Here is a 13,269-nt window from a genome sequence, read left to right on the forward strand (position 1 = left end):
GCCCCACCATGCTCGCCGTTGCCGTGTTGGCCGCCGGGAAGGGCACGCGGATGAAGAGTGAGCTGCCCAAGGTGCTGCAGCCCCTGGCCGGCTCCACCCTGGTGGAGCGCGTGCTGGCCAGTTGCCGCCATCTCGATCCCCAGCGCCAGCTGTTGATCGTGGGCCACCAGGCGGAACGGGTGGAGGCCTCCCTGGCGGCCCAGCCTGGCCTGGAGTTCGTGCTGCAGCAGCCCCAGAACGGCACCGGCCATGCCGTGCAGCAGTTGCTCGGCCCCCTGGAGGGCTTCGCGGGGGACCTGCTGGTGCTCAACGGGGATGTGCCGCTGCTGCGGCCCGCCACCCTTGAAGCCCTGCTGGAGCAGCACCACCGCACGGGCGCGGCGGTGACCCTGCTCACGGCCCGGCTCGACGATCCCAGCGGCTACGGCCGGGTGTTCTCCACTGACGACGGCCGGGTGAGCGCCATCGTGGAGCACCGCGACTGCAGCGAGGAGCAGCGCCGCAACCCCCTGATCAATGCGGGCATCTACTGCTTCAACTGGCCGCAGCTGGCCGCCGTGCTGCCCTCCCTCACCGCCGACAACGACCAGGGCGAGCTCTATCTCACCGACACGGTGGCGATGCTGGAGCCCGCCATGCATCAGGAGGTGGCCGATGCCGCCGAGATCAGCGGCATCAACGACCGGCTGCAGCTGGCCCAGTGCGAAGCCCTGCTGCAGGAGCGGCTGCGCCGGCACTGGATGGCCGAGGGGGTGACCTTCACGGATCCCGCCAGCTGCACCCTGAGCGAGGGCACCCGCTTCGGCCGTGACGTGGTGGTGGAGCCCCAGTGCCATTTCCGCGGCGATTCCAGCATCGGAGCCGGCTGCCGCATCGGCCCCGGCTGTCTGATCGAGGACTCCCGGCTGGGGGACGGTGTGCAGGCGCTCTACAGCGTGGTGCGCCAGGCCGAGGTGGGCGCGGGCTGCTCGCTCGGCCCCTTTGCCCAGGTGCGCCCGGGCTCGACCCTGGCCGAGCACTGCCACGTGGGCAACTTCGTGGAAGTGAAGAACAGCAGCCTGGGGGCGGGGGTGAAGGTGAACCACCTCAGCTACATCGGCGATGCCGACCTCGGCGAGCGGGTGAACGTGGGGGCGGGCACGATCACCGCCAACTACGATGGGGTGCGCAAGCACCGCACGGTGATCGGCGCCGGCAGCAAGACCGGGGCCAACTCCGTGCTCGTGGCCCCGATCAGCCTGGGGGAGAACGTGACCGTGGGGGCGGGCTCCACCCTCACCCGCAACGTGCCCGCCGGGGCCCTGGCCCTGGGCCGGGCCCGCCAGCTGGTGAAGGAGAACTGGAGCGGCCCCCAGGGCGGCTGACCCCCCGATACCGGCAGGCTTCGGGGCGCCGGAGCCGGCGGCGGCTCAGGCCGGCTCCGGCGTGGCCGCCTCCAGCAGGGGGATGAGGCGCTCGAGGGCCACGCCCCGGCTGGCCTTGAGCAGCACGGTGTCGCCGGGCCTGAGCCAGGGCCGCAGAGCCGCTGCCGCCGCCTCGGGAGTGGCCACGCGCTCCAGGCGGGGGAGCCCCTGCGCCCCGGAGACCATCGCCTCCCCTTCCCGGCCGGCGTCCACGATCAGCAGGCCGTCGAGATGGAGCTCGGCGGCACGCCGGGCCACCCGCCGGTGCAGCGCCAGGCTCTGCTCCCCGAGCTCGAGCATGGTGCCGAGCACAGCGAAACGGCGGCCACCGGGCTGGGCAGCCAGCAGCTCCAGGGAGGCGAGAACCGCCTCGGGAGAGGCGTTGTAGGTCTCATCCAGCAGCCGCACGCCCCCCACCTGCAGCCGGCGGCTGCGTCCACCCGGCAGAGCCACCTCCAACTGCTGCAGGCGGTCCGGCGCCACGCCCAGATGCCGCGCCACGGCAAGAGCCAGCATCAGATTGCGGGCGTGGTGACGGCCCTCCAGGGGCAATGGCACGCTCACCCCGTCCACAACCAGGCAGCCTTCGGAGGGGTCCTCCCGTCCCACCCAGTCCGCCTCGGCCTCACCGGGATCCCCAGCCAGGGCGATGCGCACCACAGGCCCCTGCCACACCGCGGCCAGGGCGGCATCCAGCAGGGGGTCGCCGGCGGGGATCACCACCAGCCCCGGCGGCCGCAGGGCGCTGGTGATCTCGCATTTCGCCCGGGCGATCGCCTCGCGGCTGCCCAGCCTGCCGATGTGGGCCGTGCCGATGTTGGTGATCACCGCCACATCCGGCTGGGCACAGACGCTCAGGCGTTCAATCTCACCAGGTCCGCGCATCCCCATCTCCACCACCGCGGCCCGGTCCCGTTCGCTCAGCCGCAGCAGGGTGAGCGGTACACCCACATCGTTGTTTTCATTGCCACTGGAGGCCACCACCGGGCCCAGCGGGGTCAGGGCAGCGCGGATCAGTTCGCGGGTGGTGGTCTTGCCGGCCGAACCGGTCACCGCCACCACAGGCCCGGGGAAGCTCCGCCGCCAGCACCCCGCCAGCTGCTGGAAGGCCTGCAGCGTATCGGCCACGGCCCACACGGCGCAGCGATGCTGGCTGGCCAGCCTCAGAAGGTGCAGGAGCCTGGCCGCCGGCAGGTGGTCGCGCTGCAGCACCACGGCGGCGCATCCCGCCGCAATCGCCTGCTCCAGGAAATCATGGCCATCGAACCGCTCCCCCAGCAGAGCCAGGAACACCCCGCCCGGGAGCAGCCGCCGGCTGTCCGTGCTGATCGAGGGGAGCAGGACCTCCGCCGAGGAAGTCAGCTCCGCCAGGGGCTCACCCCAGATGTCCGTCAGCTGGTGGAAGCGAAGCGGCATCGGGAGGGGGCGGCGCGAGCAGGATCATGCCTGAACCCACCCGGGCACTACGGCCGAGCAGGAGGTGCTGGTCACTCTCCAGGCTGAGGCTCTCGTAGCCCAACCGGCGGCTCTGCACCAGCCAGCGATCCGCCAGCTCCTGGCGGCGCGGCAGGGCCAGCGTCCCGAAGTCCGGGGTGAGCTGCAAGCGCAGCCGGGCGGGGGCCGTGGGATGCACGGCCCGGATCAGGGATCCGTCATCCCCCTCCTGCAGCGCCTGCCACAGGGCCGCCAGCCCGGGCTCCCCGCCCGCGGCCGTGTCAGGCGTCCCGGTCGATGGCAGGGGAGCAGCCTCCTGGAGCCCGGGGGCCTCGCCTGCCGGTGGCTGCCCGGCCGATGGCTCCGGGGGCGGCTCCGATGGCTCCGGGGGTGCCTCCGGTGCCAGCACGGCAGCATTGACGGCATCGACGGCCCGAGCATCCAGCGCCGACTCCGGCGGCGGCTCGGATCCCAGGGTCGTCCCCATCCCATGGCGTGTAAGCACGCTGAGCGTGATCTGCCCCAGGGCCAGGATCTGCCCCAGGGCCAGGACCAGCCCCAGGGCCAGGACCAACGGCCAGAAGAGGGCCGCCAGGGTTCGCGGCCAGAAGGACGGCCGCGGCAGATCCCCCTCGCGGTTCCGGCGCCAGAGTTCCCGCAGCCGCAACTGCACACTGGCGGCCACGGCCCGCAGATCACGCCCCAGCAACTTCCAGGGATTGACGTAAGGGGCGGGCAGCTCCGACACGGACGGGGGGCTTCAGCGGCGGCGCAGCAGTCCAGCCAGGCCCCTGCGGCTGGGATCGGCATCCTGGCCCTGGGAGAAGCGCTCCACCTCATCGGCCGCCGGTGTGGGCTCCTTCACACCGCACACGTCGCGGTACATGGCGTCGTATTCCAGGGCCGAACGGGCCCAGCTGAAGTCCACGGCCATGCCGCGGCGCTGCAGCTCCTCCCAGCTGGCCTGGTGGCGATAGGCCTCCCAGGAGCGCACGATCGCGGTGTAGAAGTCGATCGGCTCGAAGCGGTCGAAGCCGTAGCCCGTGCCGCTGCCGGCCAGGGGATCGTTGGGGGGCACCGTGTCCACCAGACCCCCCACGCGACGCACCACCGGCACCGAGCCATAGCGCATCGCCAGCATCTGGCTGATGCCGCAGGGCTCGAAGCGGCTCGGCATCAGAAAGGCGTCGCTGCCGCCGTAGATCAGGCGGGAGAGGGCGTCGTCGTAGGTGAGGAACACGGCGAAGCGGCCGGGATGGTGCGCCGCCATCTGCCAGAGGCCGGATTCAATGGCGCGATCCCCGGTGCCCAGCACCACGATCTGGCTGTCGGTGTAGGCGAGCACCCGGTCGGCCACCTGCAGCAGCAGATCCACCCCCTTCTGATCCACCAGCCGGCTCACCAGACCCATCAGGTAGGTGCGGGGGCTCACCGTGAGACCGAAGCGCTCCTGCAGCGCCTGCTTGTTGCGGGCCCGGGGAGCCAGATCCGCCGCACTGAAGGGAGCCGGCAGCGTCGGATCGGCGGCGGGATTCCAGGCCTCGGTGTCGATGCCGTTGAGGATGCCCCGCAGCTTGCCGCTGATGTAGTTCAGCAGACCATCGAGCTGTTCGCCGTACTGGGGCGTGCGGATCTCCATCGCATAGGTGGGCGACACCGCGTTCACCCGGTCGGCGTAGAGGAGGGCCGCCGCCATGGTGTGGTCGCCCTGCATGTACCAGGGGCACCAGGTCATGCGGTCGAGCTTCCAGCGCCAGGGGCCCTGGTACTTGAGGTTGTGGATGGTGAACACCGTGCTGATCTCGGGGTCCTGATGCATCCACACCGGCAGCATGCCGGTGTGCCAGTCGTGGCAGTGCAGCACCTGGGGCTTCCAGTGGTGCCAGCAGAATTCGGCGGTGGCGGAGGCGAAGAAGGTGAAGCGCCAGTCCTCGTCGTCACCGCCGTAGATCCGCTCGGCATCGAACACGGGATGACCCACCAGGTAGAGCGGCAGGCCGTTGCTGGGGTGGCGCGCCTCGAACACGGCGAAATCGTTGCCCATGGTGTGGCCGCGCCACACCGGATCCGAGGGAATCGACAGCAGCGACCAGAGCCTGCCGTAGCCCGGCATCACGATGCGCACGTCATGGCCGAGCTGCGCCAGGGCAGGCGGCAGGGAGCCCACCACGTCACCCATGCCTCCCACCTTGATCAGAGGGGCGCATTCCGCAGCTGCAAACAAAACCCGCATGCTGTCCAGCCCTTGGTGGGCGCAACTGTAAGGGCGGTGTCTGCTACGGAAGAACGGTCACAGGGGTGCCGATGCTCACGAGGTCGAACAGTTCCCGGGCGTCTTCGTCGAAGAGGCGCACACAGCCATGGGACACGGCCTGCCCCACGCTCTCCCGGTTCGGGGTGCCGTGGAAGCCCGCACTCACGCACCCCTCCACCACCAGGTAGTCGCGGCCATTGAAACCGCGGCGGCCCTGGCAGTCGCGGTGGAAGCCGATCCAGCGGCTGCCCAGGGGATTCCGGGGTCCCGGCGGTACCTTCTGGCCCGTGGCCGGATGCTCCCATACGGGATCGCGCACCAGTTCGAGCACGGCGAAGCGTCCCACCGGCGTCTCCCAGCCCGGGCGGCCGACGGCCACCGGAAAGCGACGCACCTCACGCCCCCCCTCCAACACCCGCACATGGCGGCCGCGCCGGTCGAGCACCAACTCGCGCCCGCCCGGCAGGCCCGACCCAGCCTGCTGGGCCAGCGATGGCGCCATACCCAGCGGCCCGGCCGGGGCAGCCAGCAGCAGGGCAGCCAGGGAGCGGAGTGCGGAGCTCAGGATTGAGGGGCGCGCCACTGGAATCGGGGGCTGGTCCGGGCCGTCACGGGACTCAAGGTAGCCAGGGTGCGTCGGAGAAGTCGGGCGGGCGCTTGGCCAGGAAGGCATCCCGTCCCTCCTGGCCCTCGGCTGTGCGGTAGAAGAGGTGGGTGGCCTGGCCGGCCAGCTCCTGGATCCCCGCCAGCCCATCGGTTTCCGCGTTGAACGCGGCCTTGAGGCAGCGGATCGCCGTGGGGCTGTGCTGCAGCACCTCCCGCGCCCAGCGCACCCCCTCCTCCTGCAGCGCCTCCAGCGGCACCACATAGTTGACCAGCCCCATGGCCAGGGCCGCCTGGGCGTCGTACTGCCGGCACAGGAACCAGATCTCCCGCGCCTTGCGCTGCCCCACCACCCGGGCGAGGTACCCGGCGCCGAAGCCGCCATCGAAGCTGCCCACCCGCGGGCCGGTCTGGCCGAAACGGGCGTTCTCCGCGGCGATCGAGAGGTCGCAGAGCAGATGCAGCACCTGGCCTCCACCGATGGCGTAGCCCGCCACCAGGGCGATCACCACCTTGGGCAGGCTACGGATCAGCCGCTGCAGGTCGAGCACGTTGAGCCGGGGCAGGCCGTCGTCCCCCACGTAGCCCCCATCGCCGCGCACGCTCTGGTCCCCACCGGCGCAGAAAGCCCAGCCCCCATCGGCCGCCGGACCCGCTCCGGTGAACAGCACCACCCCCACCCGCGGGTTGTCCCGCACCCGGGCGAAGGCGTCGCACAGCTCCTGCACGGTGCGGGGCCGGAAGGCGTTGCGCTTGTGGGGCCGGTTGATGCTGATGCGGGCGATTCCCTCGTCACACAGCTCGAAGCGGATGTCTTCGTAGCGGCCGGCCTCATGCCAGTGGACAGGGACGGCGGTCATGCGGGCGGCGCCAGGGCGCTGGCCATTCTGCGCAGGTCGTGCCGCCAGGCGGCGTCCCGGCGGCGATCGGTGCACAACTGCAGCAGCGCCATGGGCTGCGAACGGGCCCAGGCCAGGGCAGCCGGCAGCTCCTCCGCCCTCCGGCACGGGCGGCCGGGCACGCCGTGGGCCGCCGCCAGCAGGAGCGGGTCGACGCCCTGGGGCATGGCGAACAGCCGCTCGAAATCCAGGAGGGCCCCGTCCTCGGGCCGGATCGCCAGCTGCTCGAAGATGCCGCCGCCGCCGTTGTCGAGCAGCACCACGGTGAGCCGCCCCCGCAGGCGGCGGTGCCAGAGCCAGCCGTTGCTGTCGTGCAGCAGGGCCAGATCGCCGCTGAGCAGCACGGCGTCGCCGCAGGCCTCCGCCACGCCGCAGGCCAGGGAGAGCGTGCCATCGATGCCGGAGGCGCCGCGGAAGGCGTGAATCGGCCGGGCCGCGGCGCTGGCGGGCGTGAAGCTGTCCCAGTCCCGCACCGGCGAGCTGTTGGCGATCACCAGGGGCAGGCCGGGGGGCAGCAGCAGACTGAGCTGGTGGGCGATCGCCGGCTCCCCCCAGGCCGGCGCCGCCAGGAGCGGGGCCAGTTGGGCCTGCACCTGCGCCTCCCGCCGCTGCCAGCGGGCCCCGAGCGCCTGGCTGGCGGCCGACGGCGATCCCCGCTGCGCCGCCGGCGGCAGCTGCTGCCACCAGCGGGCCAGCCCCCCCGACCACTGATGGCACGCCGTGCCCAGGGGGTCGAGCGGGCGGGGATCGGCCTCGCTGATCAGCAGCTGGCGGCCGCCGCAGCGGCGCAGCAGATCCTGCAGCCGCCGGCTGGCCGGCACGGGGCCGAGGCGCAGCACCTGGGGCGCCAGCAGAGCGGCGGCTTCAGGATCAAGGCAGAGATCAGCGGCAGCCACCAGGGCGAGCCCAGGCTCACCCCGCAGCCCGCTCAGGCCATCGGCCAGCACCGGCCAGCCCGTGCGCTGCTGCCAGTGCCGCAGGGCCGCACAGAAGGATGGCCAGTGCTGGGGCCGGCCCCGCCAGGGCCCGGCCACCACCAGGCCCGGCGCGTCGGGATCCAGCCCCCCCAGGCCGATCGGGTCGCTTGGACCGGCCCCCGCGGCGGCGCTGGCGGCCGGCCGGGGGGCGGGCAGTGGGGCAGGCTGGCCAGGGGAGAGTTGGGCCGCCGGAGCCTGCAGGGCCATGAGGGTGGTGGTCCCGGCATGGAGCGGCTCCTCGATCGCCAGATTCACGTGCACCGGCCCCGCCGGCGCTGCCGTGCTGGCCGCGATGGCCCTGGTCGCCAGCCGGGCGAGGGCCTGGGGCGCCATCAGCGCCACGCCATCCGGATCTCCCTCCAGCAGGGCACGCACACTGGAGGCGAGGAAGTCCTGCTGATTCACGGTCTGGTTGGCGCCGCAGCCCTTGAGGCGGCGGGGGCGGTCCGCCGTGATCAGCAGGAGGGGAATGGCGCCGAAATCCGCCTCCACCGCGGCAGGCAGCAGGTTCGCCACCGCCGTGCCTGAGGTGGTGATCACGGCGGCGGCACACCCCCGCGCCCGTGACCAGCCCAGGGCGAAGAAGGCCGCCGAGCGTTCATCCAGGGCGGTGTGCAGCGTCAGCTGCGGCCCATCCAGCAGTCCGGCCGCCACGGCGAGCGGCCCGGAACGGCTGCCGGGGCAGAGCACCACCAGCCGCAGGCCCTCCTGCACCAGGGATTGGAGCAGCTGCAGCGCGGCTTCGAGATTGCGGCGGGCCAGATCCACACCAGGACCTGCAGGATGGGGCGTCCATCCTCCCTGCCGCCGTGTCCGCCCCCACACCGTCGCCGATGCAGGGCCTGCGCCGCCAGCTGCTGCCCCTGCTGGCCTGGGTGGCCGTGGCGCTGCTGCTGCGCTGGGCCGTGCTGGAACCCCGCTGGATCCCCTCCGGCTCGATGCTGCCCACCCTGCAGCTGCAGGACCGGGTGCTGGTGGAGAAGGTGCGCACCCGGCTGCACCGGCCCCTGCCCGTGGGCACGGTGGTGGTGTTTCACCCCCCGCAGGCCCTGCAGGCGGTGGGGTACGCGCCGGATGCCGCCCTGATCAAACGGGTGGTGGCCAGGGCCGGCGACCAGGTGGAGGTGCGCCAGGGCCAGCTCTGGCGCAACGGATCGGTGGTGGCGCAGGACTGGGCGGCGGAGGCGATGACCTACAGCCTGCCTCCTCTGACGGTGCCGCCCGGGCATCTGCTGGTGCTGGGTGACAACCGCAATGCCAGCCTCGATTCCCATCTCTGGGGGCCCCTGCCGGAAGGCCAGCTCATCGGTGCGGCGGTCTGGCGCTACTGGCCGCTGCAACGCTTCGGAGCGATTCGGTTCTCCCCCACCCCAGACGAACCTGTACCACCGCGGGAGCTGGGTTAAGGTTTGGCGGTGACGCGGAGCACACCGGAAATGTTCAACCCGGAGTTCCTGACGACAGACAACGAAGCCATCAGCGGCAATTCCCTGATCCAGTATCTGCAGGAACAGTCTCCGGATGTGTTGCAGCGGGTGGCCCGATCAGCCAGCAGCGACATCCAGGACATCATCCGCCACAACGTGCAGGGGCTGCTCGGCATGCTGCCGGCTGAGCACTTCGAGGTGAAGATCCAGACCAACCGCGAAAACCTCGCCGGATTGCTAGCTTCAGCGATGATGACCGGCTACTTCCTGCGCCAGATGGAGCAGCGCATGGAGCTGGAGACCAGCCTCCTGGGCACGGACGGATCCGGCGACCTCGGCGATGACGCCGATCCCGGCGACCTGCGGCTCTGAGCCAGCTCTGCCTGATCCCCTGCCCAGGACGTTAATTCCAGTCAGGGGGTCATGTCCGGCGTTTCCGGCACCACCCCCCATCGCAGCAACCTGGCATCGAGCTGGGCCAGAAAGCGCCAGCTGCCCCCATCGGGCGCCCAGGGTCTGGTTTCGAGGCTGTGGGCCAGGGCCGCCAGGGTTGGGGCATCACATGACACCGGAGCCTCATAGTGGGCGGGGATCAGCTGGCTGATGCCCTCAACAGCGGCCAGCCGCCGCATCCACGCCAGCAGGGCGCCGCGGCAACGGGGGAAGACCAGACGCTCGAGCACCGGCGCCACCTGAATGCTCAGCGGACCAGGCGGCACAAGAGCACGAAACTCGTCCTGCCAGCCCGGCAACCAGCGGAAGGGATAGAGGCCGAAGTAGCTGCGCGGCCGCCGCAGCCCCGGGGCCATCGCCTGGGCCAGCTGCTCCTTCAGGCCCGGCACCTGCAGCTGGTCGGGCCTCAGGTAACAGGCGAACAGCACCAGCCGCTGCCAGCCGCGACGCCGATGCTCGGGCGTGTCCTCCAGGGGTTCGTCGCCCCGGTCACGGGCGTGGAACAGCAGGGGTGTGGGATCGGCATCGAACAGGGAGGGGGGTTCGGCGCCGATGGCCACCAGGGCATCGGTGACCAGCAGACAGCCGCTGGCCCGGTGCAGGCAGGCCACTTCCATGAAGGTGCCCAGGCCGAGATCCAGGGGGCCAAGGGGCTCCCAGTGGAGCTGATCGGCATGGGGGAGCCCCTGCTCGAACAGGATGCGGGTGCGGGAGCTGGGGATGCCGAGCCAGCTCGGCGGCAGGCGGAGCGGGAAGCTCCACTGGCGTGGGCTCACCCACACCTGGGCCTGCGGAAAAGCCCGGGCCAGGGCCGGCAGCGGCAGCTTGTGCTCCAGTCCCGAACTGGTGGGCAGCACGATGGTGCGCACCGGGCCGTGGCGCTGCTCCAACTCCCGCAGCCGCCGGCGCAGCTCGCGGGTGGGGGGCAGCGGCGCGTAGAGCAGCAGGCCCTCCTGCAGACGCACCACGGTCATGCGGATCGGCACGGCCACGTAGAGCAGACCCTGCAGCTGCTCGAAGCTCCACACCTGGCCGGGGATCAGTTCCCGCACCGAGGTGTGCCTACGGCCATAGGGGTAGAGGGGCAGGAGCGGCCACCAGGGCCAGCGTTGTTCGGCGGCCGGGGCGGTCACGGGCGGTGATGGTGGAGGATCCCGTAGCGGGGAGCGAAGACGAAGGCCAGCAGGAACAGCAGGGTCTGCACCAGCACGATGCAACCGGCCGTGGAGCTGTCGGTCCAGTAGCTGATGTAGACCCCGACCACACTGGAGACCACACTGCTGGCCACCGCCAGCAAGGTCATGCGATCGAACCGGTCGGTGAGCAGGTAGGCCGTGGCTCCGGGGGTGACCAGCATCGCCACCACCAGGATGATGCCCACGGTCTGCAGGCCGGCCACCGCCGCCAGCGAGAGCACCGAGAGCAACAGGTAGTGCAGCAGCCCGGTGTTGATGCCGATCGAGCGGGCGTGGGTGGGATCGAAGCAGAACAGCATCAGATCCCGGCGCAGCACCAGCAGCACCAGCAGCACCAGACTGGAGATCACGAGCGTCTGAGCGATATCCCCGGCGGAGATGCCGAGCACGTTGCCGAAGAGAATATGGGTGAGATCGATGTTGCTGCGGATTTTCGACACCAGCACCAACCCCAGCGCGAAGAAGCCGGTGAACACCAGTCCGATCACGGTGTCTTCCTTGACCCGCGACTTCTGCTTCACGAACCCGATCAGGGCCACCGACCCCACCCCGAACACAAACGCTCCCACCGCAAACGGCAGCCCCAGGGCGTAGGCCAGCACCACCCCGGGCATCACCGCATGGGACACGGCATCGCCCATCAGGGCCCAGCCCTTGAGCGTCATGTAGCAGGAGAGAAGCCCGCACACCCCACCCACCAGCGCACTCACCAGCAGGGCCCGCACCATGAACCCCTGGCTGATCGGCTCCAGCAGCCAGGTGAGCAGGGGATGGCCGGTCAGCAGCACACTCATCGCTCGTTGCTCATCGCTCGGCTCATCGCTCGTTGTCCGGGAAGGGAGCCGGGCCCGTCAGCAGGTTGGGCGGCAGGCCCCCGAAGGTGAGAGCGAGGTTCTCCGGCGTGAACACCTCGGAGGTCTCGCCGTAGGCGAGCACCGTCTTGTTGATCAGCACCACCCGGTCACAGAAATCCCTCACATGGCTCAGGTCATGGGTGGAGATCAGGATCGAACGCCCCTCCTCCCGGAACTGGAAGAAGAGCTCCGCCATCAGCCGTTCCGTGCGCACGTCCACGCCGTTGAACGGCTCGTCCAGCAGCAGCACCGAAGCCCCCTGGGCAATCGCCCGGGCCAGGAAGGCCCGCTTGCGCTGCCCACCGGACAGGGCGCCGATGGGGCGGTGGCGCAGGTCCAGCAGCTCGAGCCGCTCCAGCGCATGGCGCACGGCGGCGCGATCGGAGGCTCCGGCGATGCGCAGCAGGTTCATCGAGCCGTAGCGGCCCATCATCACCACGTCCCAGACACTCACGGGGAACGAACAGTCCACGCTCTCGTTCTGGGGCACGTAGGCCACAGCCTGCTGACGCTGGGCCTCCCGCACCGAAACACCGTTGATGCGGATGTAGCCCCGGGAGGGGCGCAGGAAGCCCATCAGGGTCTTGAACAGGGTGGTCTTGCCCGCCCCGTTCATGCCCACCAGGCCGCAGATGCACCCCGCCTCCAGCCGCAGGCTGGCGTCGTGCAAGGCCAGGATGCCGTTGTAATCCACGCAGAGCTGGTCCGCCTCGATCCTCAGGGGTGTGCTGCCCTCCGGCGGCCGGGCCTGGCTCATGGCTGGCTTCCCCCTGCCGGAGCCGGGGCGCCTCTGAGCCCCTGCAGGAGCAGTCCCACGTTGTGGCGCTGCAGGTCCAGCAGCGTGGGGGCCGGGCCGTCCGGCCCGGAGAGGGAATCGACGTAGAAGGTGCCGCCGAAGCGGGCTCCGGAAGCACGGGCCACCTCCCGCTGGGCCTTGTCACTCACCGTGCTCTCGCAGAAGACCGTGGGCACCTGCCGTTCCTGGATGGTGGCGATCAGCCGGGTCATGCGCTGGGGAGTCACCTCACTCTCGGCGTTGACCGGCCAGAGGTAGGCCTCCTGCATGCCGTAGTCGCGGGCAAGGTAGGAAAAGGCCCCTTCACAGCTCACCAGCACCCGTCTCGCCGCAGGAATGGCGGCCAGGCTGGCACGCAGCTCCTGATCCAACGCGCGCAACCTGGCCTTGTAGGCCTCGGCGTTGGCACGGAACAGCGGGGCACCCTCGGGATCGAGGCGGGAGAAGGCAAGGGTGGCCCGGTCCACGTAGTGCATGGCCCGCTGGGGAGACATCCAGGCGTGGGGGTTGGGCTTGCCGGCGTAGGCATCCTCCTCGATCAGCAGGGGCGTGAGGCCCTCGCTGAGGGTCACGGTGGGCACGTCACCGGCGGCGGCGGTGAACCTGCGCGCCCAGAGCTCGAGGCCCAGCCCGTTCTCCAGGATCAGGTCTGCCCGGCTGGCCCGTTCCACGTCGCTGGGGGTGGGCTGGTAGCCGTGGATCTCGGCGCCCTGCTTGGTGATCGACTCCACCCGCAGGCGATCACCCGCCACCTGCCGCGCCAGATCGGCCAGCACCGTGAAGGTGGTGAGCACCACCGGGCGGGCATCGCTGTCGCGGCTGCGAGGCTCGGGCCGCTGAAGGGCACAGGAGACCAGCAGCAGGGTGCCGAGGGCGGCACCCCAGCCCCGAGCCCTCCCCAGGACCCGGAAGCGGCTGAAACGGGCTCCGGTGCTGGGGGCGGTCCTGGGGGCGGTCAACCGTGCGTCCTCGC

The 13,269-nt window shown here is 71.0% G+C and carries 13 protein-coding genes; 3 read left to right on the forward strand and 10 right to left on the reverse strand.

Features of this window, described 5'->3' with window-relative positions; translation table 11 throughout:
- The first annotated feature begins 8 nt into the window (after nt 1-8).
- Entirely contained in the window at nt 9-1,364 is a 1,356-nt protein-coding gene (gene glmU, locus CBM981_RS03280; protein ID WP_087067243.1) for a bifunctional UDP-N-acetylglucosamine diphosphorylase/glucosamine-1-phosphate N-acetyltransferase GlmU, read from the forward strand.
- Nucleotides 1,365-1,409: 45 nt separating this feature from the next.
- Here the strand turns inward: glmU and murF are convergent, their stop codons facing one another.
- From murF to menD, 6 genes are all read right to left on the reverse strand, one after another.
- Nucleotides 1,410-2,819, reverse strand: coding sequence for a UDP-N-acetylmuramoyl-tripeptide--D-alanyl-D-alanine ligase (gene murF / locus CBM981_RS03285; protein ID WP_087067244.1), 1,410 nt, complete (start codon nt 2,817-2,819; stop codon nt 1,410-1,412).
- A complete protein-coding gene (locus tag CBM981_RS03290) occupies nt 2,779-3,585 on the reverse strand; it encodes a hypothetical protein (RefSeq protein ID WP_087067245.1) in 807 nt (268 codons plus the stop codon). Before CBM981_RS03290 ends, murF begins: the two co-directional genes overlap by 41 nt.
- A 12-nt stretch (nt 3,586-3,597) precedes the next feature.
- Nucleotides 3,598-5,070, reverse strand: a complete 1,473-nt coding sequence (glgA, locus tag CBM981_RS03295; RefSeq protein ID WP_087067246.1) for a glycogen synthase GlgA — start codon at nt 5,068-5,070, stop codon at nt 3,598-3,600.
- A gap of 43 nt (nt 5,071-5,113) precedes the next feature.
- Nucleotides 5,114-5,593: a L,D-transpeptidase gene (locus tag CBM981_RS03300; RefSeq protein WP_087069161.1), complete on the reverse strand. Its 480-nt coding sequence runs from the start codon at nt 5,591-5,593 to the stop codon at nt 5,114-5,116.
- A 115-nt stretch (nt 5,594-5,708) separates the two neighbouring features.
- Nucleotides 5,709-6,554 (reverse strand): 1,4-dihydroxy-2-naphthoyl-CoA synthase, encoded by an 846-nt coding sequence (gene menB / locus CBM981_RS03305; protein WP_087067247.1) that lies wholly within the window; start codon nt 6,552-6,554, stop codon nt 5,709-5,711.
- Entirely contained in the window at nt 6,551-8,338 is a 1,788-nt protein-coding gene (gene menD / locus CBM981_RS03310) for a 2-succinyl-5-enolpyruvyl-6-hydroxy-3-cyclohexene-1-carboxylic-acid synthase (protein WP_087067248.1), read from the reverse strand. Before menD ends, menB begins: the two co-directional genes overlap by 4 nt.
- A gap of 65 nt (nt 8,339-8,403) precedes the next feature.
- Here menD and lepB point away from each other — a divergent pair, with 65 nt between their 5' ends.
- Nucleotides 8,404-8,976: a signal peptidase I gene (gene lepB, locus CBM981_RS03315; protein ID WP_087067249.1), complete on the forward strand. Its 573-nt coding sequence runs from the start codon at nt 8,404-8,406 to the stop codon at nt 8,974-8,976.
- A gap of 30 nt (nt 8,977-9,006) precedes the next feature.
- A complete protein-coding gene (locus tag CBM981_RS03320) occupies nt 9,007-9,369 on the forward strand; it encodes a DUF760 domain-containing protein (protein ID WP_087067250.1) in 363 nt (120 codons plus the stop codon).
- Nucleotides 9,370-9,410: 41 nt separating this feature from the next.
- Here CBM981_RS03320 and CBM981_RS03325 read toward each other — a convergent pair whose 3' ends face one another.
- The 4 genes from CBM981_RS03325 to CBM981_RS03340 are packed head-to-tail and all read right to left on the reverse strand — an operon-like array spanning nt 9,411 to nt 13,159.
- Nucleotides 9,411-10,583 carry a DUF4336 domain-containing protein gene (locus tag CBM981_RS03325; RefSeq protein WP_087067251.1) on the reverse strand — a complete coding sequence of 391 codons (1,173 nt, stop codon included), beginning with the start codon at nt 10,581-10,583 and terminating at the stop codon, nt 9,411-9,413.
- Nucleotides 10,580-11,440, reverse strand: coding sequence for a metal ABC transporter permease (locus tag CBM981_RS03330; protein WP_087067252.1), 861 nt, complete (start codon nt 11,438-11,440; stop codon nt 10,580-10,582). Before CBM981_RS03330 ends, CBM981_RS03325 begins: the two co-directional genes overlap by 4 nt.
- A gap of 22 nt (nt 11,441-11,462) precedes the next feature.
- Entirely contained in the window at nt 11,463-12,257 is a 795-nt protein-coding gene (locus CBM981_RS03335) for a metal ABC transporter ATP-binding protein (protein WP_087067253.1), read from the reverse strand.
- Nucleotides 12,254-13,159, reverse strand: coding sequence for a metal ABC transporter substrate-binding protein (locus CBM981_RS03340; protein WP_225867620.1), 906 nt, complete (start codon nt 13,157-13,159; stop codon nt 12,254-12,256). Before CBM981_RS03340 ends, CBM981_RS03335 begins: the two co-directional genes overlap by 4 nt.
- Nucleotides 13,160-13,269: the final 110 nt, after the last annotated feature.

The organism is Cyanobium sp. NIES-981 (assembly GCF_900088535.1).
GTDB lineage: Bacteria > Cyanobacteriota > Cyanobacteriia > PCC-6307 > Cyanobiaceae > NIES-981.

Coding starts and splice junctions, on each gene's coding strand:
- lepB (WP_087067249.1), top strand. CDS start 8,404: ATGCAGGGCCTGCGCCGCCAGCTGCTGCCCCTGCTGGCCTGGGTGGCC.
- CBM981_RS03320 (WP_087067250.1), top strand. CDS start 9,007: ATGTTCAACCCGGAGTTCCTGACGACAGACAACGAAGCCATCAGCGGC.
- glmU (WP_087067243.1), top strand. CDS start 9: ATGCTCGCCGTTGCCGTGTTGGCCGCCGGGAAGGGCACGCGGATGAAG.
- CBM981_RS03300 (WP_087069161.1), bottom strand. CDS start 5,593: ATGGCGCCATCGCTGGCCCAGCAGGCTGGGTCGGGCCTGCCGGGCGGG.
- menB (WP_087067247.1), bottom strand. CDS start 6,554: ATGACCGCCGTCCCTGTCCACTGGCATGAGGCCGGCCGCTACGAAGAC.
- CBM981_RS03330 (WP_087067252.1), bottom strand. CDS start 11,440: ATGAGTGTGCTGCTGACCGGCCATCCCCTGCTCACCTGGCTGCTGGAG.
- glgA (WP_087067246.1), bottom strand. CDS start 5,070: ATGCGGGTTTTGTTTGCAGCTGCGGAATGCGCCCCTCTGATCAAGGTG.
- CBM981_RS03335 (WP_087067253.1), bottom strand. CDS start 12,257: ATGAGCCAGGCCCGGCCGCCGGAGGGCAGCACACCCCTGAGGATCGAG.
- murF (WP_087067244.1), bottom strand. CDS start 2,819: ATGCCGCTTCGCTTCCACCAGCTGACGGACATCTGGGGTGAGCCCCTG.